This is a genomic window from Terriglobus sp. TAA 43, from assembly GCF_000800015.1.
Taxonomy (GTDB): Bacteria; Acidobacteriota; Terriglobia; order Terriglobales; family Acidobacteriaceae; genus Terriglobus.
Genome location: NZ_JUGR01000001.1, coordinates 218,075 through 240,562, shown reverse-complemented (window position 1 = coordinate 240,562; position 22,488 = coordinate 218,075). Strand labels below are relative to the sequence as shown.

At 58.1% G+C, this 22,488-nt stretch carries 22 protein-coding genes; 8 read left to right on the top strand and 14 right to left on the bottom strand.

What is annotated here, in order from left to right; translation table 11 throughout:
• Positions 1 to 299: 299 nt before the first annotated feature.
• From cobA to M504_RS00985, 5 genes are all read right to left on the bottom strand, one after another.
• On the bottom strand, positions 300 to 1,109 hold the full coding sequence (gene cobA, locus M504_RS01005; RefSeq protein ID WP_232296111.1) for a uroporphyrinogen-III C-methyltransferase: 810 nt from the start codon (positions 1,107 to 1,109) through the stop codon (positions 300 to 302).
• Positions 1,106 to 1,759: a bifunctional precorrin-2 dehydrogenase/sirohydrochlorin ferrochelatase gene (locus tag M504_RS01000; RefSeq protein ID WP_047486929.1), complete on the bottom strand. Its 654-nt coding sequence runs from the start codon at positions 1,757 to 1,759 to the stop codon at positions 1,106 to 1,108. The genes cobA and M504_RS01000 overlap by 4 nt, the downstream gene beginning before the upstream one ends.
• A gap of 70 nt (positions 1,760 to 1,829) precedes the next feature.
• Entirely contained in the window at positions 1,830 to 3,581 is a 1,752-nt protein-coding gene (locus M504_RS00995) for a nitrite/sulfite reductase (RefSeq protein ID WP_047486926.1), read from the bottom strand.
• Positions 3,582 to 3,590: 9 nt separating this feature from the next.
• On the bottom strand, positions 3,591 to 4,280 hold the full coding sequence (phoU, locus tag M504_RS00990) for a phosphate signaling complex protein PhoU (protein ID WP_047486923.1): 690 nt from the start codon (positions 4,278 to 4,280) through the stop codon (positions 3,591 to 3,593).
• A 185-nt stretch (positions 4,281 to 4,465) separates the two neighbouring features.
• Positions 4,466 to 5,734 (bottom strand): MFS transporter, encoded by a 1,269-nt coding sequence (locus M504_RS00985; RefSeq protein WP_047486920.1) that lies wholly within the window; start codon positions 5,732 to 5,734, stop codon positions 4,466 to 4,468.
• Positions 5,735 to 5,993: 259 nt separating this feature from the next.
• Between M504_RS00985 and M504_RS20985 the strand changes: the two genes are divergently transcribed.
• From M504_RS20985 to M504_RS00970, 3 genes are read left to right on the top strand one after another with little or no spacing between them, the layout of a single operon-like run.
• Positions 5,994 to 6,803 (top strand): DUF4410 domain-containing protein, encoded by an 810-nt coding sequence (locus M504_RS20985; RefSeq protein ID WP_052200165.1) that lies wholly within the window; start codon positions 5,994 to 5,996, stop codon positions 6,801 to 6,803.
• 15 nt (positions 6,804 to 6,818) lie between these two features.
• A complete protein-coding gene (locus M504_RS00975; protein ID WP_047486917.1) occupies positions 6,819 to 7,361 on the top strand; it encodes a hypothetical protein in 543 nt (180 codons plus the stop codon).
• Positions 7,362 to 7,386: 25 nt separating this feature from the next.
• Positions 7,387 to 8,622: a S9 family peptidase gene (locus tag M504_RS00970; protein WP_047486915.1), complete on the top strand. Its 1,236-nt coding sequence runs from the start codon at positions 7,387 to 7,389 to the stop codon at positions 8,620 to 8,622.
• 68 nt (positions 8,623 to 8,690) lie between these two features.
• Here M504_RS00970 and M504_RS00965 read toward each other — a convergent pair whose 3' ends face one another.
• Complete coding sequence (locus M504_RS00965) at positions 8,691 to 9,413, bottom strand: response regulator transcription factor (RefSeq protein ID WP_047486912.1); 723 nt, start codon at positions 9,411 to 9,413, stop codon at positions 8,691 to 8,693.
• A complete protein-coding gene (locus M504_RS00960) occupies positions 9,410 to 9,712 on the bottom strand; it encodes a PilZ domain-containing protein (protein WP_052200164.1) in 303 nt (100 codons plus the stop codon). The genes M504_RS00965 and M504_RS00960 overlap by 4 nt, the downstream gene beginning before the upstream one ends.
• A gap of 213 nt (positions 9,713 to 9,925) precedes the next feature.
• Here M504_RS00960 and yihA point away from each other — a divergent pair, with 213 nt between their 5' ends.
• Positions 9,926 to 10,552 carry a ribosome biogenesis GTP-binding protein YihA/YsxC gene (yihA, locus tag M504_RS00955; protein ID WP_047486910.1) on the top strand — a complete coding sequence of 209 codons (627 nt, stop codon included), beginning with the start codon at positions 9,926 to 9,928 and terminating at the stop codon, positions 10,550 to 10,552.
• Here yihA and M504_RS00950 read toward each other — a convergent pair.
• Genes M504_RS00950 through M504_RS00930 form a run of 5 tightly spaced genes read right to left on the bottom strand, consistent with a single transcriptional unit; the run spans position 10,549 to position 15,065 of the window.
• The gene (locus M504_RS00950; protein ID WP_047486908.1) at positions 10,549 to 11,217 is read right to left on the bottom strand and encodes a hypothetical protein; all 669 of its coding nucleotides are present in this window, start codon (positions 11,215 to 11,217) and stop codon (positions 10,549 to 10,551) included. The two genes, yihA and M504_RS00950, sit on opposite strands and share 4 nt — an antisense overlap.
• Before the next feature lie 4 nt (positions 11,218 to 11,221).
• Entirely contained in the window at positions 11,222 to 11,695 is a 474-nt protein-coding gene (locus M504_RS00945; protein ID WP_047486903.1) for a hypothetical protein, read from the bottom strand.
• 30 nt (positions 11,696 to 11,725) lie between these two features.
• Positions 11,726 to 12,127, bottom strand: a complete 402-nt coding sequence (locus M504_RS00940; protein WP_084213994.1) for a type II secretion system protein — start codon at positions 12,125 to 12,127, stop codon at positions 11,726 to 11,728.
• A gap of 2 nt (positions 12,128 to 12,129) precedes the next feature.
• Positions 12,130 to 12,606, bottom strand: coding sequence for a type II secretion system protein (locus M504_RS00935; RefSeq protein ID WP_369792883.1), 477 nt, complete (start codon positions 12,604 to 12,606; stop codon positions 12,130 to 12,132).
• Between the two features lie 14 nt (positions 12,607 to 12,620).
• Positions 12,621 to 15,065: a cohesin domain-containing protein gene (locus M504_RS00930; protein ID WP_232296110.1), complete on the bottom strand. Its 2,445-nt coding sequence runs from the start codon at positions 15,063 to 15,065 to the stop codon at positions 12,621 to 12,623.
• A gap of 178 nt (positions 15,066 to 15,243) precedes the next feature.
• Here M504_RS00930 and smpB point away from each other — a divergent pair, with 178 nt between their 5' ends.
• From smpB to M504_RS00915, 3 genes are read left to right on the top strand one after another with little or no spacing between them, the layout of a single operon-like run.
• The gene (smpB, locus tag M504_RS00925; RefSeq protein WP_047486897.1) at positions 15,244 to 15,771 is read left to right on the top strand and encodes an SsrA-binding protein SmpB; all 528 of its coding nucleotides are present in this window, start codon (positions 15,244 to 15,246) and stop codon (positions 15,769 to 15,771) included.
• A 45-nt stretch (positions 15,772 to 15,816) separates the two neighbouring features.
• A complete protein-coding gene (locus M504_RS00920; protein WP_047486894.1) occupies positions 15,817 to 17,322 on the top strand; it encodes a leucyl aminopeptidase in 1,506 nt (501 codons plus the stop codon).
• Positions 17,319 to 17,693, top strand: coding sequence for a response regulator (locus tag M504_RS00915; protein WP_198137497.1), 375 nt, complete (start codon positions 17,319 to 17,321; stop codon positions 17,691 to 17,693). The genes M504_RS00920 and M504_RS00915 overlap by 4 nt, the downstream gene beginning before the upstream one ends.
• A 36-nt stretch (positions 17,694 to 17,729) precedes the next feature.
• Here M504_RS00915 and M504_RS00910 read toward each other — a convergent pair whose 3' ends face one another.
• Positions 17,730 to 19,715, bottom strand: coding sequence for an arginine--tRNA ligase (locus tag M504_RS00910; protein WP_047486891.1), 1,986 nt, complete (start codon positions 19,713 to 19,715; stop codon positions 17,730 to 17,732).
• A gap of 48 nt (positions 19,716 to 19,763) precedes the next feature.
• A complete protein-coding gene (locus tag M504_RS00905; RefSeq protein ID WP_047486889.1) occupies positions 19,764 to 20,804 on the bottom strand; it encodes a lysylphosphatidylglycerol synthase transmembrane domain-containing protein in 1,041 nt (346 codons plus the stop codon).
• 137 nt (positions 20,805 to 20,941) lie between these two features.
• Between M504_RS00905 and M504_RS00900 the strand changes: the two genes are divergently transcribed.
• Entirely contained in the window at positions 20,942 to 22,477 is a 1,536-nt protein-coding gene (locus M504_RS00900) for a hypothetical protein (protein ID WP_047486886.1), read from the top strand.
• Positions 22,478 to 22,488: the final 11 nt, after the last annotated feature.

The following is a 22,488-nucleotide window of genomic DNA, read 5'->3' as shown; positions in this document are numbered from 1 at the left end:
GGGTGGCGCTAAAATCGTCTGCCCATTGGGGTTAGGGGCAAAATCGTCTTTCTAAACGAGTTAGGGCCGCGCTGTGCGCGGCCCTTTATCTTCCCTGTTTTTATTGTAGTCCTGCACGTATGGGATCGTGCCAACAAATTTTGTTGGGTAAATCGCTTGGAATGATTGCGTTATCGCATCTCCGCACAAGCTCAGGGATTAACAGACAAAGATAGATCGGGCCGTTGGCCCTCATTCTTCCCTTCGCTCCCCTACCTAGGCCTTCGGCCTAGGCTAATATCTGGTCGCGCCCTTGGCGCTTAGAACTCGTTTCGTTCGGAAGGCGATGTAAGGCCTGTCGCTGCGGTTTGGAGGAGATGTTTTGCTGCTTCATCTTGCTTGCCTGCGAGCATGGACGCCATGGCTCGGCCGATGAGGATGAGCAGGGGCGCGTGGCCTGGTTGCAGGTTGCCGAAGTCTTCGAGTGTGGCAGCAATGGCGGATTGCTGCGGTGTGGCTGCGGAGGAGATGGCTACGCAGGGCATGTCTGCGGGGACGCCGTGGTTGCTGAGGTCTTCTGCGAGCGTCTTCAGGTTGCGGCCCGGCATGTAGATGGCGAGCGTTGCATCTTCCGGCAGTGGGCCCTGCCACATGGGTAGCGGATTGGTCTTGTCTGCCGCGTGCGAGCCGCTGATGAGGATGAGCTTGGAGGCGGTGCGGCGGTCTGTGAGCGGAAGTTGGAGCGTGGCTCCTGCAGCGAAGACTGCTGAGACTCCGGGGATGACTTCCGCTGGGATGTTGGCTTGGCGGAGCGCGTTGAGTTCTTCCGCAGCACGGCCGAAAACGAGTGGGTCGCCGCTCTTGAGACGCACGACACTGAGGTTGCGGCGTGCGGAATCGATCATGAGTTCGTGGATGCCTGACTGCGTTATGCGAGGGCGTCCGCAGCGCTTGCCGACGCTGGTGATGAGCGCGTGCGGGTTGGCGAGTTGCACGATGGCGTCGGGAACGAGGTCGTCGTGGAGCACGACGTCTGCCGTAGCGAGAAGGCGCGCGGCTTTGAGCGTGAGCAGGTCGGGGTCGCCTGGGCCTGCTCCTACGAGATAGACCGTTCCCTTTTGCGCGCTCACCGAGATACCTCCGCAGGATTCCGCTCGGGGTAGTGTTCGCGGGCATGCCGTCTTGCAATCTGACGTGATGGGCAGGCTTCTGCTCCGCAGACTTCGCGCTGGGCGAGCTGATGCAGGAGTTGTTTGCGCGGTTCGCCGAGGGGTTCCATCTGCAGGACTTCGCGGCGGAGGCGACCGAGTTCTTCCAGCCACGGGCCAATGTCATGCGGCAGCGCTTCATTCACTGCTTTGCGAAGCTGCATGGCGTACGCGGGGCTTTCGCCTGCGGTGGAGATGGCGATCTGAAGGTCGCCTCGGCGCACGACGGATGGGAAGAAGAAGTCGCAGTAGGGTGGGTCGTCGACTGCGTTGACGAGGATGCCACGGGACTGTGCTTCGGCGAAGACGGCGCGGTTCACTTCAGGAACGTCGGTTCCGGCTACGGCGAGGTACATGTCTTCCAGATCGCTGTCCTGAAACTCGCGAAGGTGGAGGGTGATTTCTCCTGCTTCGGCTTGTTGCTGGACCTTGGCTGACGCGCGCGTGGCGATTACGGTGACCTGCGCTTCGGCGTCGAGCAGGGATTGGATTTTGCCTTCCGCAATGGATCCTGCGCCGACGACGAGGCATGGGCGATTGGTGAGTTTCAGGAAGATTGGGAAGAGTGACATGAGGCTGGTCCTTACGACTTACTGCGCTCCGCTCAGGATGATGGACATCCGAGCGGAGCGGCAGGGTTGATTACATCTCTGCGGGCGGACGGCCGCTGGGCTTGTCGCGTTCAGCGGCTGCTACGACTGCTCCTGCGAGCTGGCCGCGAAGCTCTTCGTCGGAGAAGCGGGCGAAGTACTGGCGGAGGTTTTCGTTTTCGGTGCGGTCCTTCAGGTAGGTCTTTAGCAGACGCTCCATGGCGACCGGAACTTCCGTTGCGGGTGCGCGGTAGCCGATGGCGCGAGCGAAGCCTGCATGTTCACCGAGGGCACCTCCCAGGCAGAAGTAGAAGGCGTCGACCATCTGGCCTTCGTGCTTGACCTTCTTGCCTTCGAGGCCGATGTCAGCGATCCATGCCTGGCCGCAGTTGTTGGGGCAGCCGGTGACGTTGATGCGGAGCTGCTGGTCAAAGTTGGGGACGCGCTCCTCCATCTCGTCGACGAGCCAGCGGGAGAAGCCCTTGGTTTCTGCGATGGCGAGTTTGCAGAACTCCGTGCCGGTGCATGCGACGGTGCCACGCCAGAAATTGGTGGCTTCTACGTGCAGTCCGAGCGCATTGATCTTCTCAACCAGTGCTTGAACTTTTTCGTTTGGCACGTTGGTGATAATGGCGTTCTGCTGAATCGTGAGGCGCACATCGCCGTTGCCGTATTCGTCGGCGAGGTCGGCCAGAGCGTGGAGCTGCGCGGCGTCCATACGGCCACGGAGAACCGTGATGCCAACCGAGGAGAGGCCTGCCTGCTTCTGCGGAAGAACGCCCGTGTGGTCGCGGTAGATGTCGTCGGGCTGGATTTCTGCGGGTGCGGGGTCCAGCTTGTAGCCGAGCTTGCGCTCGATTTCCGCGAGGAAGGTTTCGGCAGTCCAGCCGTCCTTCATGAACATGTACTTCAGACGGGCGGTGGTACGGCTTTCGCGCAGGCTGCCCTGCTGGTCGCGGAAGATTTCCGTGATCTTGTAGCAGACGTCTTCTGCCTGATCCTGCTTGACGAAGGCGTTCAGGCGGATGGCGAGATGCGGCTCCTTGGAGAGACCGCCGCCGACGCGGACGGAGTAGCCGACTTCACGCTGACCGTTGACGGTGCGCTCGATGGCGGTGAGTCCGATGTCGTTGATCTCCGGGTAGTTGCACCATTCGGGGCAACCGCTGACGGTGATTTTGAACTTGCGCGGCAGGTTAACAAAGTCGGGGTGGCCGGTGAGGAAGGCAGCTACCTTCTTCGCGAGCGGTGCGGCGTCAAGGAGTTCGTGCTTGTGCAGGCCGGTGAGCGGGCAGCCGGTGACGTTTCGGACGACGTCGCCGCATGCGCCTTTGGGCGAGAGGCCGACCTTCGAGAGAGCGTCGACGACGAGGGGCAGCGACTCGATGGTGAGCCAGTGGTACTGGATGTTCTGGCGGGTGGTGATGTCGGCCAGGTCGCGGCCGTGGTCACGCGCGAGGTCAGCGAGGACGCGGGTTTGTTCGCTGGTGAGGATGCCGTTGGGGATGCCGACGCGCATCATGAAGTATTCCGTGGCCTTGCCTTCGCCACCGACGCCGCCTACGGCACCGATGCCGTCGCCCTGCGTGTAAATGCCCCACCACTTGAAGTAAGCGCCAGCCCAGTCGGGCACAACGGATTCACGACCTTCTTTGGCGAAGGCGACGACTTCATCCCAGTGCTCCCAGGGGTTCTTTTCGACCTTGAGGCGCTCCATCTTTTGCGCCTTCGTCTCTTTCTTTTCGACGGCGGGCTTTGCTGGGGTTACGGTCTGCGTGGCGTTGCTCTGGACTTCGTCTACCATGATTCCCTTCTACTGCGCCGCGGCTGCGGCAAGATCGTTGTGGCGCACGTCAGAACCGCGCACCCAAAAAATGACGTCTTCTGCGATGTTGGTGGCGTGGTCGGCGCTGCGTTCGAGATTGCGCGCCACGATGATGGAGTTGAGCGCGTTTTCCGTTATCTCGGGGCGGCGGGCCATCTCATCGCGTAGGGCGGCTTGCGTTTCGTGATTGAGGCGATCCATCTCGTCGTCCATGGCGAGGACTCTCTCTGCGAGGACGGGATCGCCTTCGAGCAAGGAACGGATGGCGCGGCGAATCATTTTGACAGAGAGCGCGCCCATTGCTGCAAGGTGGCCGGGAAGGTTTTCGGGGCCCGCGTCAGGGTTCGTCTTCTGCAGCTCTGCACAACGTTTGACGATTGCGGCGGCCTGATCGCCTACTCGTTCCAAGTCGCCATTAATTTTGATGACGGCCATGAGGAAACGGAGGTCCATTGCCATGGGCTGTTCCTTGGCGAGGAGTTCGTAGGCCATTTCGTCGACGCCACGCTCGGCGGCATTGATGGCCTGCTCGATGTCAGAAACGTGGATGCAAAGGCCCGCATCGCGTTGGAGATAGGCCTCCACGGACAGTTCCAGCGCCTGCTGCGACAGCGCTGCCATTGCAAGCAGCTTGTCTTTGAGCATGGCGAGTTGTTGCTGGAAATGGATGCGTGGCATTGGCTAGGGGTTCCCTATGCTCTATTGTCGCGGAAAATTGATTTTTCCGCCAACTGTTTTCAGAAAATGGGCTAAAAGTTGAGATTACGGTTTTGAGTGGTCAGACCAGTCGCGTTGTTTGGTTGATGACATACGGGGGCAACCGGATTCTTGTTTTGACACAGAATGACGACTTCCGGGCGCGCTTAGGCGGGTATGTCCTCCACGGAAGACATGCTCTGGCCCTTGGCTTCCCTGCCCAGACCCGCTAGGAGCGCGACGGCCACTGCGACGATGGCTACCGTCCAGGCGAGGACAGGTGTCAGGTCGCCGTGGAAGTACTTGCGCGCCAGGGCGGTTTGGAACTTGGCGTTACGCGACGAGAGCAGGTTGCCGAGCTGGTAGGCGAGGCCGGGGAAAGTGGCACGAACGGCCGCGGGCGACAGTTCGTTGAGGTGCGCCGGGACGATGCCCCAGGCACCCTGCACCATGAACTGCATCAGGAAGCCACCGACGGCTACGATCATGGCTTCGCGGGTGAATGCCCAGATGTAAATCATGGGGATGGCGAGGAGCGATGCGATGACGATGGAACGGCGTCGGCCCCAACGCTCGGACAAGGTACCGAAGGTGATGCCGCCGAGCAGCGCGCCGATGTGGCCCACATCACTGACCCATCCGACGCGTGCCGGGGCGAAGCCCTTTGCCTTCTGCAGGAAGGTGGGATACAGATCCTGCGTGCCGTGGCTGAAGGAGGTGAAGGCCGTCATGAGAAGGACGAGGAAAAGGAACGTGGGCAGGTAGTGTGCGATGTCGCCGAGGTGGATGGTGGGCTTGACGGCTTTTGCCTGGCCACTGCGATAGGCAGGTGACTCTTCGACCTTGCTGCGGATGTAGAAGACGAGGATCGACGGCAGAGCGCCGATGAAGAACATGACGCGCCAGTTGACCAGCATGCCGGTGCCGTGGAGATGCGGGAAGACGAGACCGTACACGGTTGCCGCGAGAAGGTTGCCGACGACGTAGCCTTCCTGCAACAGCCCCGAGAAGAAGCCGCGGCCTTTTTCTGGCAGCGTTTCAAAGGCGAGTGCCGCACCTACGCCCCATTCGCCACCCATCGCGATACCGAAGAGAGCGCGGAAGACGAGCAGCCAGCCCAGTGTCGGTGCGAGGCCAGAGGCTACTTCAAAGACGCAGAAGCTGATGATGTTGATCATCAGCGTGGGACGTCGACCAAACTTTTCTGCCATGGCGCCGAAGATCAATGCGCCGACCGGGCGCATGACCAACGTCCAGAAGAGGGCTTCCGTCACGGTCTCGACAGTGGTGTGGAAGTCACCCGCGATGGCGGTGATGCAGTAAGTGAGGATGAAGAAATCAAAAGCGTCCAGCGCCCAACCAAGGAAGCAAGCGATGAAAGCATTCTTCTGCGGCGACGTGAGCGCACGCCACTGATGCACAATTCCGGAGGCCATGTTTGAAGGAATGTTACCGGCTCCGCGGCAACACAGGCCATAAAAATCTTTCACGACGAAACATTCGTGATTTGTTGTTCGATCGGGGACCGATGAACTGCAAAGTGAATGCCCGCAAAAAACACCTGTAAGGGTCGTGTGACCTTTGCGAAAAGTAAATCAAATGGCGCGTGGCAGAGAGGTTATGATGACGCCATTCGTGATTCAGTATTCGGCTGTCTTTTGAACTTTGAGTCCAGTTGGACAAGGAGACCGAAGTATGGCGGAACATGTTGCACGCAGGTATGCGGCTTCGGCATTTGTGTTCGCGATGCTCTTTTGCGGTGTTGCGATTGCGCAGAATAAGGCTGAAAAGCTGCTTGTGGGCGATACGAAAGTTACCGTGATCGCTGGATACAAAGGCGAAGCCAAACTCACCGTGCCAGCGAAAATTGTTGTCCATGATTTCGATGTGCCGAGCGAGATCATCACCGTGGATCATTCGCCCGCGTCACACATTCTTTCCAACAGTCCGATTGCGCGTATGAAAGGGGATGCAGGACAGGAGGAAGATCCTCCTGCGATTGCGAGAAAGGTTCAGGCTGCCTTTTCTAAAACACTGCTCAACGATCTGAAGAAGACTTCGATTCCATCGACGGCATCGGCACTTGGAGCGAACCCAGAGGAGCCCGCAGGCACACTGATTGTGCGGGGGAATTTCACCACCATCAAGCAGGGCAACAAGACGACGCGCATGATGATTGGGCTGGGACGCGGCGCGAGTGATGTGCAGGCGCATGTGGTGATCTCTCTGCTGACAGATAACGGACCGATTCTGCTGAGCGAATTCAAAGTGGATGCGGCAAGCGGAAAGAAGCCCGGGGCCGTGGAGACGATGGGCGTTGGCTCCGTGGCAACAAGTGCTGCGGCCGGCGCCGCAACGGATGGCAAATCAAGCGTGGAAGGCGATACCGCACGCATTGCCAATGCTGTTGCGAAAGAGATGAACACGATCATGACGGCGCAGGGATGGATTGCTTCTCAACCGAGTAGTGATAAGCCGCAAACTCCAACGCAACCGACGAAGTAAGAAAGGTAAAGCACGATGGGAATTTTGCTTGGCTTATCGCCGTTTATTGCATTTGCAGTGTTGAGTCGCTTTACGAGTGCCGCGGTGGCACTATGGGCCGCTGCAGCGGTGTCCGTTGTGTTGATACTGCGCGAATTGAAACTGGGGCGTTCATTGAAGGTGCTGGATTGTGGCACCTTAATTTTGTTTGCGGGGTTGGCATGCTACACAACACTGGTGCATCGGACCTGGGACATTATGGGAGTCAGAGCCGTAGTGGATACGGGATTGTTTTTGATCATGCTGATTTCCCTGCTCATCAAGCTGCCATTCACGTTGCAGTATGCGCGTGAAGAGGTTCCGGAGTCGCTGCATACATCACCCGTATTTATTCGCACGAATTACATCCTGACCGCCGTATGGACTGTGGCTATGGCGACCATTGCGGCATTCGATATGTTGGCGCACTCCAATCCGGATTATTCAACGTTGTCGCGCAGAATGATTATTGTTTCGCTGGTTGCGGCATTCAGTTTCACGAAGTGGTATCCAGATCACGTCAGCAAGGCACACGCTTAACAAAGACACGAAAAGGAAATTACTTATGTTGAAAGCGGGACGCTTTCCCTTCTTCCCTGACAATGTGCAGTACTGGTTTGAAACAAAGCGCGCCTTTGGTGCAGCGAGTTATGGCGCTTCAGAGTTTGGCGAAGTGATGGCTACGGTCAATCGCATTACTTCTGGCGATCCGGATGGCTGGTATACAGAGTGGACCGCGACAGCAGAACGTGTGCTGGCAGAAGCGGAGTCGCAGAGAGAGCGAGGACATCGTGTGAGCGCGCGCGATAGTTATCTGCGAGCCACAACTTACTTCCGCACCGCGGAGTTTTTCCTGCATGGCAACCCGGACGATCCGCGCATTTACAGCTCCTATCAAAAATCCATTGCGGCGTATAAGGTGTGTTGCGCGCTGTGTGATCCGCCTGTGCTTCCGGTGGAGATTCCGTATGAGGGCACGACGTTGCCGGGCTATTACCACCGCGTGGATGAGTCCGACACGAAACGTCCGCTGTTCATCATTCATTCCGGTTTCGATGGCTCTGCCGAGGAGTTGCATGGCGAAGGCGCAATCGCGGGCCTGGAGCGCGGCTATAACGTTCTGACGTTTGATGGTCCGGGACAGTATGGCCCCATTCATCGCGAACGGCTTCCGTTCCGACCGGACTGGGAAAAGGTGGTAACGCCGGTGGTGGATTTTGCATTGACGCTGCCCGGAGTTGATCCAGACAAGATTGCTTTGATGGGCATCAGCCTGGGAGGCTATCTGGCACCGCGGGCGGCGGCTTTTGAGAAGCGGATTGCGGCCCTGGTGGCCAATGACGGCGTCTATGACTATGGGATTGCAAATCTTGGCAGCAATGTATCGCCAGAACAACTTCCCGTGATCGAGTCCATGGTCCGCGCACCGGAAGCTCCGGAGTTGGATGCAAAGCTGGAAGAAGAAAAGAAGTCGTCTCCCGTGGCGGCGTGGGCGCTGGAGCACGGCATGTTCGTGACCGGCACAAAGTCACCGCGTGCGTACATTGCGGCCAGTCTGGAGTACCACCTTCGAAACGGAATCGCCGAGCAGATCGCCTGTCCCACGTTGGTTTTGGAGGCAGAAGACGATCTTTTCTTCAAAGGTCAACCGCAGGCCCTTTACAACCACCTGACCTGCCCGAAGACGTTTGTGCGCTTTACCGCAGAAGAAGGCGCTGGAGCGCATTGCCAGGTGGGCGCGCATCGCATGGCGTTTGCACGTATTTACGATTGGCTGGATGAAACGTTTGCGGACGTGTGAGCAGCTTGCTGCACGCTCAGTCGCAATCGCCACTCTGTCTGTGCGGAGTGGCGATTTTCTTTCCAAAGCTAGGGAAGTTGCTGATCCTGCGGATAATCCTTCAACAACTGATGGTGCATGCAGTAGAGCGCAAGTTCCAGGCGATCGCTGACACCGAGTTTGTCGTAGATTTTGCGCAGGTAATTCTTGATGACCTGCTCCGTGGTGCCGACGTGATACGCGATTTCCTTGTTGCGCATACCGCGGGTGATGCAGGAGATGATCTGCACTTCCTTCGGCGAAAGATGCGGTTTGCTCCGCGGGCTCATGATCGCCGTCGCCTGGGCACGGTAGGCTTCAATGACCCAGGAGACAGACTGATTGTCGATCCATGTTTCACCCGCGGAGATTTTGCGGACGCATTTGACCAGCAGGTCAGGCGAGATGGCGCGTGGAACCACTCCGCGAACACCGCGACGATAGAGTTCCACCGTTGTGGACTCGTTCGACTCGGTTACCTGAACGATGATTTTTGCCTGCGGGGCACGACGAATGAGTTCTGGAATGGCGTCGACTACGCCAGCAATGAGGTTACCTTCCAGGATGACGACATCGGCTGGAAATCGCTGGAGGGCGGAGTAGAGGTTGGACAATGTCTCCGCCTGCGCTACGACCCGGATATCGTCCTCAAGTGCGAAGACTTTACGAATGCCGACGCGGTAAATCGCCTGTGAATCGGCGAGGATGACACGGATTCCTTCATTGGGAATGTGATCTTCTTCAAAGCCATCCTGCAGGGAACGATCCTTCACTTACTCCCCCCGGCGATGCGGTAATTGTCGATGACTGCGCCAATCTGTTGACCACCCTGCCCCGAATTTCTCCAGATAACACGGCCCACACAGTGGACCTCGGTATCGGCAGGTCCGCCCATGATTTCACGTGGCAGGACCATCGTCCATGACAGTTCGGCATTGACGGGGGGCGCCTCCGCCTGCGTGCGGAAGAGCACGCCGCTGGCTGAAACGTCTTCTGTTTCTGCGTCAAACGCACCCTGCTCGGTTTCCACGTGCACCTTCAACCTGAGGGGAAAACGTACACCGTTCCGCATGGGATCAGCAGAGCTTCCAGATTGTTCTTTCTGTATTTCCGAATCCATGTAAGTTACTGTCGTCACCAGTTACTGTAGTGTAAACCCTTTCTGACGCTCAATGGCGCAGCGAGGTTACCATTTGCGACGACATCCCATTTTGAGTTCCGAAACAGGAGCTGGTGCTGGACAATCGCGCTGAGCGAAGGGGCTATGGCTTTACACTCAGGAACGATGAAGCTGAATGCACAGTTCCTGTTGTCGGCGTTTGCGCCGGAACATTTCCCCAATCAGGCACGCACAGGCGGCGCACCCGAGGTCGCGTTTCTGGGCCGCTCGAACGTGGGCAAGTCAAGCCTGATCAATGCTTTGCTGGGCGCAGGGATGGCGAAGGTCTCGTCCACGCCAGGGCGGACACGATCGATCAATTTCTTTGGGTTGTATCCGGTAACGTCCGGTGGGCAACAGAAGCCGCTGCCCGCGCTGGTATTTGCTGATCTGCCGGGATATGGGTACGCGAAAATTTCAAAGTCGATCTCGGCAGAGTGGTCCGGTTTCATTGATCCGTACCTGACGGAGCGTGAACAACTGGCGCTGTGCTGCTGCCTGGTGGACACGAATATTCCTCCGCAGCCCAGTGATACTCAGCTGATGGATTTTCTGCGGCATGAACAGCGCCCATTTGTGGTGATTGGAACCAAGAGCGATCGGCTGAGCAATAACACTCTTTCAAAGTCCATTGCCGCGCTGAAGCGGGAGCATGGGATTGATGAAGTGATTGCGGTTTCCGTGGAGCGCGGGAAAAGCGATAAGGGGCTGCGTGCCCTGTGGGAGCGGTTGGAGTCGGTGATTCCGGCTTAAAGCTCTGTCCAATAAGCCCGGTTCAGGGAGCGCGGGAAGAGCGTTGGAGCGGTTTCGAACCAGCGTTCCTGGAGTGATTGCGGCAGAGCCTTTGATAGCTGTGCGCGGAGGGTATCGTCTTTGCTGCGGCGCTCTTGCAGCGTGGCGGCTGTGTCTTCTGCGATGCGGGCTTGCAAGGTTGCTAACGGGGCTTCGATGTTGTGGCTTGCCTTGTTGATTGCGATCAGACTGCTTGCGTGAAGTGGGTGTGTTCCCCATTGCTGAAGTGTTTGCAGGGAGGTTTCCTCGGCCCCAGTGAGTGGGCGTGAGGCTGTGATTGCAGTCGGAAGGACGCCTCGTTCGACCATTTCTGCCAGCCATTGCGCCGAACTACCTGCCAGGCCGATGGTGATGGCTCGCTTCTGGCGGATTTCGTTTTTGAGGGCGCGCAGGGCTTCGTCCAGCGTGGTGACGCTGAAGGTGAGGCAGCCTTCGCGGTTGGCCTCGCGCAGTTGTCGGGTGTCTTCTTCCAGAAAGAGCGCGGCGGCGCCTGCGGCGAGGGATGCCAGGGCGAGTTCCCTGCCGGATTCGTTGAGGCCGATGTGGAGGAGGAGTTGTCCTGCCCAGTCTTCACGATGGAGTAAAAGTGCGGTGTAGAGGCGCAGGGTTTGGGACTGCGAGGGCATGCGGCTATGCCCTCGACGGATTCAACGAGTCCACACGCGTGGCGGCGATGGCTTCGAGATTCTTTCTCATGGTGGCAAGTCGGGCTCGGCCTGCCTCGGTGCCTTCCACCTGCCGTTCGATTCCGCTCATCCACTCTGGCAGATTCATCTGTTGCCGGAAGCCAGCGAGGAACGGCTGAATTTTCGCGTACTGGAAGTACATTTCCTGGCAGGTGTTGTAAACGAGTTGGGGAGTGAGCGCGCCACTGTCGACGAACGAAGCGACCATGTCCCAGTAGCCGTATACCTGGAGTACGAAAGCGCCTTGCTTTGTGCCGCTGCTGACGATGGCTACGAGTTCTTCCGCCGAGGCTGGAAGGAACTCGCCGCCGATGTAGGAACGAGCTTCGCGCATAGTGGCTTCGCGTCGCAGGTCATAGAGCTTCAGGATCAGTTCAGCTTGTCGGATTGCAACATCAACGGCCGATAAATCACTCATCGCATTCTCTCTGGAGTGAGGATTTTACTTTTACCAGGTGGAATAAAGTGAGCCGTCGAGTGAGGCGGCCTGGGCTCCGCTATGGACGTCATTGATGCCAGTCTGGGTCTCATCGACAGAGTTGTAGCTGTCGGTGCGGTCGCCCATCCAGGAATCCTTGCGGTTGGTGATGGGATCCATGGGCAGAGCTTTCAGATAACCAGCGGTGACGAGATCATCCAGTGTCTGCGGGGCTTTCTGCTTGTCGACGGTGTAGCTGTCGATGGCTTCACGCATGACGTGCAGATCCTGTTTGAGGACTGCTTCTTTCGCAGCACGAAGGTGCCGCGTGTACGCCGGTACTGCCATCGCAGCGAGTACGCCGATGATGACCATGACGAAGAGAAGCTCCAGGAGGGTGAAGCCTTCGTCGTTCTTCCTTCTTTGCATCATGGCTACCATTCTGAATATTTTGTCCCATCCAGAGCAGTGCCCTGGCTCTTGGAATGTACGTCGAAGACGTTCTGGCCGCCCCAGCCGGTGGTGTCCGGTTCGTCCTGCATGGAGCGAAGCTGCCAGTCGGTGTCGCCGGTCATGGGGTCCTTCGGAATGCTCCGGAGAAACTTCACCTTCTTGGTTTGGACGTCCACGCCGTCGACCAGTGTTTCCATGTCCGGCGGGTAGTTGAAGCTATCGAGCTTGGTCTGGAAGGCGCCGCGGTCTGCGGCGTCCTTGTACCGATCGATGGCCGAGCGCATCTGCCAAAGTGCCGTGCGCAGTTCCCTTTCCTTGGTCCGCTTCACCTGCCAACGCGTAACCGGGATGGCGGCACTCGCAAGGATCGCGAGAATGCCGACTACCACGATGAGTTCGACAAGGGTGAAACCGCCCTGACCAGAGTCCAGCTCGGATTTCGCCGTTCGCATGCGCATGGCGATTCTCCCTGTTACTTCACGTGGACCGTGGCCTGCGAACCGACCGCGGGCAGGTTGACCTGGCTACTGTTCTTCGCGCCGACCTTGCTGAGCGAGACGGTGGAGTCGCCCGCGGCGTTCGCCTTGAAGGTGAGCACGCACACCGATCCCTGGCCATCTACGCCGCGCACAGCAGGCGGACGCGAGATGGAGATGGTGGTGGTGCCGTTGCCTTCATCGCGATGCACCACTGCGACGGACTGGCCATCACGGGAGAGGAACTCGCCCGAATCGACGTTGACCAGCGACAGGACGGCGGGGTTGAACTGCACCTGCAGCGGCACGGAGTACAGATCCTTCGCGCCGGAGGCGATCACCGCCATCTGGAAGGTGCTGCCGACAGCCTGATTTGCCTGGCCCGGAGCGACGGCGAAACTTACCGGTTGTGCACCAGCCGCGGGCTGGGCTGCGGGTTGTCCGACGGGCTGTGAATTCTGCTTCAGCGCAGCCGCAGCGGCCTGTGCGGCGGGCGTGTTCTCATTGCCGATCTGGCCAATCATGGCGGATGCGGCCTGCGCTGCCGTGATGGGAGCCGAGGGCGGCAGGTTCTGCGCACGCTGCTGCTGGAAGGCGCCGGTGGTCATGCTGGCAGAGTTATCACCTGCAAGCGCCTCAGCAACAACTTCGCGACGGAGTTCAATCGACTGCCCAGAGCCCGTGTCGATAGCGCGCGTGTTCAGCCGCGTGATCAGCGGTTCGCGCACGATGTGCGGGATCAGCAGGAAGACAACTTCGTCCTGCGAACGGTCGCGATTGTGCGTGCTGAATATGTTCTTGAGGATCGGAATTTCAGACAGACCGGGTGTGCCAGAGAGCGAGTCTGTTTCCTGCCGCGTGAGGATACCGGCGAGGATGCTGGGTTCGCCCTCTTTGAGCTGGATGACCTGATCGACCGTACGCTGGCCGATGACTGGCTCCGTGACGCCGGAGATGGTGACGTCGCTGGCGTGGGTGGAGATTTCCAGCTTCATCTTGAGTGAAATTTCGCGATCCTGGTGAACGGTCGGCGTGAGGTCGATGTTCACACCGATATCCATGTAGGTGAACTGCGTGTTCACCAGTGAGGACACGATGGCCGTAGATGCACCGGAGGAGTACGAACCGGTAGCCACCGGAATCTTCTGACCTATTTTCAACTGAGCGCGCTGCCCGTCCGTTGCGCGGATGCGCGGGTTCTGCAGGATGCGTGTGTCGCTGTCAGAAAGCAGCGCTGCCACCGTTGCATTGCCTACGCTGACGGCAAAGTTGCTGGCAGTCAGGTTCGCGAAGGTGTTCAGCGTGGGTGAGGTCGTGGTTGTCGTGGTGCCGCTGGTGGAGCTTGAAGATGACGAGTTGGTGCTGTTCGCAACCTGCGGCGTGATGGTAACGCTCTGCGGCAGCGTGAGGCCGAGATTACGCGAATGATCGCGATTGACTTCAAGTACAGCCACGTCCACCACGACTTCGCTATGCGGACGATCGAGGTTGTTCAGCAGCTCCTGCGTGAGCATGAGCTGGTCAGGCGTGCCGCGTTCCACGATGGCGTTCTGGCTGGGAACGAGGAAGATTTTGACGTCCTGCTCCAGCACATTGCGCAACGCGGTCAGCAGTTCGTTCTGGTCAGCCTGCGTGGCGGCGTTGGAGAGATAGAAGGTTTGTACGGCGCGCGTCTGTAGATCCTGGCGCTTCTGCTGCGTGTTCTGCGCAACGAAGATCGTGTTCGACGTGACCGGCTTGTAAAATGTGCCGGACTGCGTGCCGAGAATGCGCAGACCGTCTGCCAGAGAAACGCTCTTCAAATCGAGCTGGATGCGGCGCGAAGTGTAATCGGGATCGAAGATAACGTTGAGGCCGGCGGCTTTACCGATGGCCTGATAGAGCACCTTGGTGTCTTCCACCATGCTCAGCGTCAAGGGGTCCGATGAAACAGGCTTCAGCTTTAGCGGCTCGCCCAGGGTGGCGAGTTCCGGCGCGGGCCCCGTGGGAGCGGGCAGGTCCAGATTGCTGGTCGGTGTGTTGGCGAGTATCCGCTCGGTGACCGTGATCTCCTGCTGCGCGGACTGGTTGCCGCCGTCAATGGAGAGGGCACGCTCAAACTCGGTCAGCGCACCGTGGATGTCGCCACTCTGACGAAGGACGCGACCACGGTCGACGTGGGCGGCGGCAGCGGAAAAGCGTGCGCGCTCAAAGTGCGTCTTATAGCGAAGGTCGTTTGGCTTGAGCAGATGCGCCTGGCGGTATGCCTCAAACGCAGCGTCCCAGTCCTCACGGGACTCGGCATCTACGCCGCGCTTGGACCATGACGAAGCTGACTGAGCGTGTGCCGGCGGCACAGTGACGGCAGCGGTACCAATAAGGAATGCGGCGGCAGCGCCCGCGTGGAATAGGCTACGGCCCAACGTCGTACATGCGCCTCTGCCCGGTTTCTGAATCGTCAACTTCCGCTTCCGCCTCTCAGGGGATTCCTGCCTCTCTGTTGGACGAATGTAAGCGGGAACCGCTCACAGAAAGCCAACGACGGGGACATCAAATCTGCCTGTTTTGTGTGAGAAGTGTAACATCGTGAGAAGAGCGCTGGATGCTTCCACATGGGAGGTCCACGCATCAGATAGAGCCATGCCGCATTCTCCCGCCGTATTTCAGCAAAACCCCTCGAAAAAACCAGCGCAACGCGACCCTGTCGCGGTGGGCCAGCGGGATGCTGCCGTAAATCGTTCTGCCAGCCATAACTACTTTTTGACAGACCGCTTTGAATGCGGCATTGCCCTGCGCGGTACCGAAGTGAAAAGCATCCGCGAAGGTAAGGCGCAGCTCAAAGACGCCTATGGGCTGATCAACAATGGCGAGGCATTTTTGCTGAATGCGCACATTGGCGCGTTTTCGCACGGCAATGTGATGAACCACGAAGAGACGCGCACCCGCAAATTGCTGCTGCACAAAGAAGAGTTGCGCAAGTTGACGGCACGTACCAAGGAAAAGGGATTCACGCTGATCCCTACGCGTTTCTACTTCAAGAATGGCCGCGTAAAGTGCGAATTGGCGCTCGCCCGCGGTAAGCAGGACTGGGATAAGCGCGAAACGGAACGCAACCGCGAGGCGGATCGCGAAGCACGAGCTGCAGTTGCGCGTAGCCAACGTCGATAGTCGCGCTGCGATTTTCTTCCGTTGGCAGAGCTACACTGTTGGGGCATGAATGCCTCGCTTCAGTTCTCAAACGCCGCCGAATTTGTTACTCCCCTGCTGACCGTGTTTGCCGTTGATACCGGCAGCGCACCCGATGCTCCTTCCATTTCTTTGCTGACAACAGAACAGCCGATTCTTGCTGCCGCCGCTGTTTTCCTGAACTCTGGTGAGTTCAAAGCGGAGACGGGAGGGACTCTGCTGTTGCACGCGCCTGCGGGCCTGAAGGCGGAGCGGTTGTTGATTGTTGGTGCAGGTAAGGTTGCAAAGTTTTCGACCGCGGAATTGCGCAAGGCTGCAGGCGCTGCGATCCGTACCGCGAAAGCGAAGAACATTCGCGATGCTGCGGTTGTGTTTCCCAAGCTGGATGACAACCTGGATGCGGCCGCTGTGTCCCGTGCGTTGACGGAAGGCGTTCTTCTTGCTGACTACGATGCGGATACGTATCGCAGCCAGCGCGAAGATCGCAGCATGCAGAACGTTGTTGTGCTTGGCGACTCATCGACGCAGGTGGAACTCGAGAATGGATTCCGCGAAGGTGAAGTTTTTGCGGCTGCGCAGAACTTTGCGCGAACGCTGGTGAACGAGCCCGGTAACGTGCTGACTCCTACAGAGCTTGGTAAGCGCGCTGCTGCGATGTGCGAGACCAATGGGCTGTCCTGCGAAGTCCACAGCACGGAGAAGCTGAAAGAACTAGGCATGGGTGCGTTCCTTGGCGTGGCACAAGGTTCTGTGGAGCCGCCTGCGCTCATCGTGATGCGCTATAAGCCTGCGAAAGCCACGAATAGCAACGTGGTGGGCCTTGTGGGTAAGGGCATTACGTTCGACACCGGCGGCATCTCCATCAAGCCTGCGGATGGCATGGACAAGATGAAGTACGACATGGCCGGTGCCGCCGCCATGATTGGTGCAATGCAGGCGATTGCTGCGTTGAAGCCCTCGGTCGAAGTGATCAGTATTGTGTGTTCTGCGGAGAACATGCCGAGTGGCTCTGCTTATAAGCCGGGCGATGTATTGACCGCAATGAGCGGCAAGACCATTGAAGTGATGAACACAGATGCTGAAGGGCGGCTGGTGCTGGCGGATGGACTGCACTATGCGAAGACGCTGGGTGCGACTCATCTCATCAATGCGGCAACGCTGACGGGCGCGTGCGTTGTTGCACTGGGCAAGTTGAACAGCGGTTTGTTCTCAAACGATGATGCGACGGTTGCGATGTTCCGCGAGGCTGCGAATCAGACGAACGAAACCTTCTGGCAGCTTCCCTGCACGGATGACTATCGCGACCTGATCAAGAGCGACATTGCTGACATCCGCAATACGGGTATGGACCGGTGGGGTGGTGCGAGTACCGCTGCGATGTTCCTGAAGGAGTTTGTGGGCGACACGCCCTGGGTTCATCTGGACATTGCAGGACAGGCCTGGATTGACGATGCGCGTTCGTACATCGCCAAGGGGCCGAGCGGCGTTGCAGTGCGCTCGATTGTGGAATGGGTGCGGGCGTTGGCGCAATGACGTTGGCTGAGAGCACCGTCCTTGTTGTCGACGACGAACCTGTGTTGCGACTGACCTTCTCTGTGCTATTAAGGCGGATGGGGGCACAGGTTCTCACCGCGGAGGATGGTGCAGAGGCACTGGAGATCGTGGCAGCAAATCATGTCGATGTGATTCTTACCGACAAGAAGATGCCAAACGTGGATGGGTTGGCGTTGCTATATCAACTGCGCGAACGCGGCGTGATGACGCCTGCCATTTTGTTTGTGAATGGAGTCTTGCCAGAAGATGCAACGGAGATGGAACGACTTGGTGTGACGCGGACGATCTCCAAGCCAATTCATCCGCTGGAGCTGGTGGGAATCTTAGAAGATGCGCTTGTAGACAGGTGATGAGGTCAACGCGAGGATTGCGTTGACCTCATTCCTTTACATTGACAACGGCACTTCGATACCGAGCCATCCGAGAACGCGTGCTAGTTCTCGCGAAGCTACTGCGGCGGTTGCCAGCAACAGCTTCTTTCTTGCGGCATCAGTTTCGTTCAACACGTGATTGCGGTGGTAGAAGTTGTTGAACTCCTGCGCGAGTTGGAAGGCAAAACGCGCAACGATTGCGGGTTCTGCTGCAGCGATGGACTGCTCCACAATCGTTGTCACACGCGACAGGATGAGCCACATGGCCCACAGACTGTCGCCTGCCTCATCTTCGAAGTAGGGAGCCAGATCGACGTCGGCAATGTCGTTGATCGCGTGCTGTTCCGTAACGCCTGCCTTCTTCAGGATGTTTGCGGCGCGCACTGCAGAGTACTGCGCATATGGGCCGGTTTCACCTTCGAAGGAAAGCGCATCGCGGAAATCAAACGCGATGATGGTGTTGCGTGTGTACTTCAGCATGAAGTAACGCAGAGCACCAACTGCGATCTGTTCCGCCGAACGCTGACGCTGCGATTCGGGATCTTCAGGATGACGTGCGTCGACTTCAGACTTGGCTGCTGCAATCAGGCGATCGAGAAGATCGTCTGCCTTTACACCGAAACCCTTGCGACCGCTGACTTCGAGATGCTGCTTCTCTTTGTCGGCATCGCTCAGTGTGTATCCGAGATCGATTGCGCAACGCGGTGTGAGCGCGACCATCGCGTAGTTGATGTGGGTGTAGTTCGCGGCGGCTTCGGTGTAACCGAGAGCGCGAAGGCTCTCCACCACGTTCGCCTGCGGATCGTTCTGACGTGAGTCAATCACGTTGTAGATGGCAGCGGCCTGACCGTAGTGCGGATGCGGAGTTTCGCCGTGCATGGTGCTGATCCAGCAGGGATGCGACTCGTATTCGCGGAAGATCTTGTAGCCGAAATCGCGGCCGGGGAGCAAGCCGAACTTCCATAGGTGATACGCAATGTCTTTGCCTACGTAGGTCACGGTGCCGTTAGAACGGATGATGACCTTTGCATCTTCATCGGGGCCTTCAACCACTTCAGCGCCGGGGCGGCGCATAACCCAGCAGCCCTTGTTCTTACCTTCTGTTTCCAGATAAAGAACGCCGCGCTCCACCATCAACTGGCGTGCGGCTTCCCAGAAATGCAGGTGCAGGATTTCGCTTTCGCGCGGAAGGAAGTCGTACTCGATGGAGAGGCGCTCCATGGTTTCGAGATGGCGTTCCAGAACCGCGGTGGCGACAAGGTCGGCTACCTTTGCGATTTCGTTGTCGCCCTCTTCGATGTGGTGCAGCGTGTCCAGGCGTAGTTTCTTGCGTGCTTCTTTCTGATCGGCATCGCTGTCATACCACTGCGAGACGCGGGCGTAGAGATCCCACAGGTAGTAGTCGACACGTTCGCCGCGCGCGATCAGATCGCCGATGAGTGCATCCACGTCTGCAGGCGACTTCCCTTCCAGATGCAGCAGGCCCACGACGACATCTGCAACCTGCACGCCGGTGTTGTCGATGTAGTTCTGCACCACGGTGGGATAGCCGGACTTGTACGCGTCCTTGCGCAGAAGACGCGCGAAGCTGTCGCCAAGAATGGCGTTGCGCAGATGGCCTACATGCGCAGCCTTGTTGGGATTGATGCTGGTGTGTTCGACGAGGCGAAGACCTTCACCACCAATGTCGGAGTGTTCACCTTTTGCGATGCGTTTCGTGATCGCGGCGCGATCAAGCTTTACGTTGAGGTAGCCAGCACCGGCGACTTCAACCGTAGCTACGCCGTCGATGCCATTGAGTTCAGCGGCAAGTTCTGCGGCTATCATCTTCGGCGCTTTGCGCAGGCGCTTTGCGAGTTCAAAAGCCACAGGCGTGGCGATTTCACCCAACGCGATATTCGGCGGTAGTTCCGTGGCGATGTTTGCGCCGGTTACTTCGTACTTTGTTTGCAGCACGTTTGCTGTGGTTTCCAGCAGTGCCTGTTTGAGCTTGCGATACATAGTTCGTTCTTTCTACATGGGCTGCGTTTGTACGCAGTGGTTCTTCGCTTACAGGAGATCGGCTTCTGGCGGGAGTGAATGAATTTCATCCGAGAGCGTTTTACCGCCATGCTCTTTGCGGTTGATCAGGAAGCCGATGCCGCCGACGATGTTGACGATCATAAAGATGACGAAGTGCACAAAGAGTGCGTACAGGATGGCCAACGAAGTGGGCACTCCCTGAGACTCCATGGCGAGCTTGCCGAATGCTTCAAAGGGGCCGATGCCACCCGGAGCACTGGGCAGCATAAAACTCAGATTGCTGAGAATGGACGCCAGCATGGAGCCACGGAAGGTGTTGAGGCCTAGGAGCTGTGCGGTGGAATAAAAGACCATGCCTTCACAGAGCCAGACGACGGCTGTGAGCAGCACGAGCAGAAAACGCACCGAGAAAGGGATGTGCACGATAGCATCAAACAACTGCTCAGCCCACTCTCCGAACTTGCGCGTGCGTGGGTGATTGCCGTAACGCGCGACAAGTTTCTGCACAAGGATGTGCAGAAGGTGCGTGCCGAAGAGAAGCAGGCACAGGCAGAACACCAGAATGACGAGCACCAGGCGAACCGTCTGAGCGACGCCATAGCCATGGAATGAGAATGCACTGAAACTGCTTTCCAAGCCAGGGGCAGCCACGGCAAAGAAGCCAAGAAGCATCACCGTATCCAGCAGCCGTTCCAGTACGACGGTGCTGAGTACAGCGGACGAGGATGCGTTTACATCCGGGGCGTAAGCAAAGATACGCAGGAAATCGCCAATGCGGAACGGCAGGATATTGTTTGCGGCCAGACTGGTTAACAGAACGCGGAAGCATGCGGTGAGGCGCGCGTTATACCGGCGCAACATGAGCCACCAGCGGTAGCTGCGGAGGCCGTAGTCGACTGAGATGAAGCCCAGTACACCCAGAATCCATACGGGATGGCCGAAGTGCACATCGCGCAGTTCATCCAGGTGGAATCCGCGAAGTGTCCGCCACAGGAAAAAGGCAGAGATGAGAAGCCCAGGAATGAGTTTCCAGTAGCGGCTTGCGTTGCTGGACGGCTTTTCGCTCAAACAATAGCTCCTGCTCTGCGGGGATACGGGCGGGAATGAAATTGGGACATGCCTCACCGATTATACGAAGATTGGCAGAAGAAGCCGCTGCGTACGGTTAACTCTGCACGTTAGTCTTAAGTACTCGCACCCGATACATGGCAACGGTTTCGATTCTTACAGAAGCGCATTTGCGCTCGATGAATGCAACAGAAGGCAACACGCGGACGACGCTGCTGTTCCTGGCGGCGTTATCACTGGTGGCCGCGGCACTGTTGGGATACCACCCATATGCGGAGGATGGCGGTATTTATGCGTCGGCGTTGGCGCTGCAGCTAAATCCGTCGTTATTTCCTGCGTTTCGAGCCTTTGCGGTGGCGCATACCGGCAAGAGCCTGTTCATTCCGGTTGTGGCGGAAATGGTTCAGCAGAGCCACATGCCGCAGGAAGTCTTGGTGACGGGGCTGTTTCTACTGTCGATTGCAGCTACCGTGGCGGCAGCGCATGGAATCGCCTGCGTACTGTTTCGTGAGCGACGGCAGCAAGTCTGCTCAACGCTGCTGTTTGCCCTGGCTATGGGCATGCCTGTGGGCGGGACATCGCTCTACCTTGCGGACCCGTATCTGACGTCTCGTTCGTTCTCCACACCGCTGATCCTGCTGGGGCTTACCGCCATTCTGCGCAAACGATATGGCGCCGCCGCTGTATGCGCGGTCGTTTCGTTTGCCGTTCATCCGCTGATGACGCTGTGGGCCCTGTTGCCTGCTGTTTTTCTGCTGATTTGGCAGAGATCGGCGAAGCGGACACGTGACTTTGTGTTGCTTGCGCTGGCTGTCGTTAGCTTTATGGCGGCGATCCAGATGGTGGCACCTGTTGATTCCGCTGCTGTGCGTGCCGCTTCGCTGTCGCGGGGTTACTGGTTCCCTTCTCAGTGGCAGTGGTACGAGTGGATTGGTCTGATCGCGCCCATGCTGATGCTTCTGGTCATCGCTACAGGCAAAAGCAAGATGATGTCTTCTACGGCTCAGGCGCTTGCTGCAGCGATGGCAGCTTCGTTGATGACTGTGACTGCTGGCGCGTTGCTGCTCATCCATACGGGTGATACAGCTTTTCTGCTGGCGCGCTTGCAACCGTTGCGGTTGTTGCATCCTGTCTCGATTGTTTTTGTATTAATGCTGGGCGGATGGCTGGCAGCTCCTGCAGCAGGAATGCTGAGGCGCTATGGAATGTATCTATTCGCGCTTGGCGCTATCGGTGGAATGTTGTTTATGCAACGGGAAATCTATCCGCACTCTGCCCATTGGGAAAATCCCCGGGGTACAAGTGGCAATGGATATAAGGAAGCTGCGCTTTGGCTTCGGCAAAACACATCAGCGGATGCGCTGATTGCAGTGGACGCGCACTACACGACGATGCGCGGCGAGGATGCCCAGATGGTGCGGGCCATTGCGCAACGAAGCACGATTCCCGATGCGGCAAAGGATGGCGGCATTGCCTCCGTTGTGCCGGAGCTGGCGGACACGTGGTGGGTAGGAAGCCAGGCACAGGAGGGGCTGGCTGGCGTGTCCGACTTACAGCGTATCCAGCGATTACGCTCGTTTGGAGCGTCGTGGATCTTGTTGCCAGCAGATGCTGAAACGACGTTTCTCTGCCCGTATCGCAACACAGATGCGAAGGTCTGCCGCCTTCCCTGATGCGATGCAGC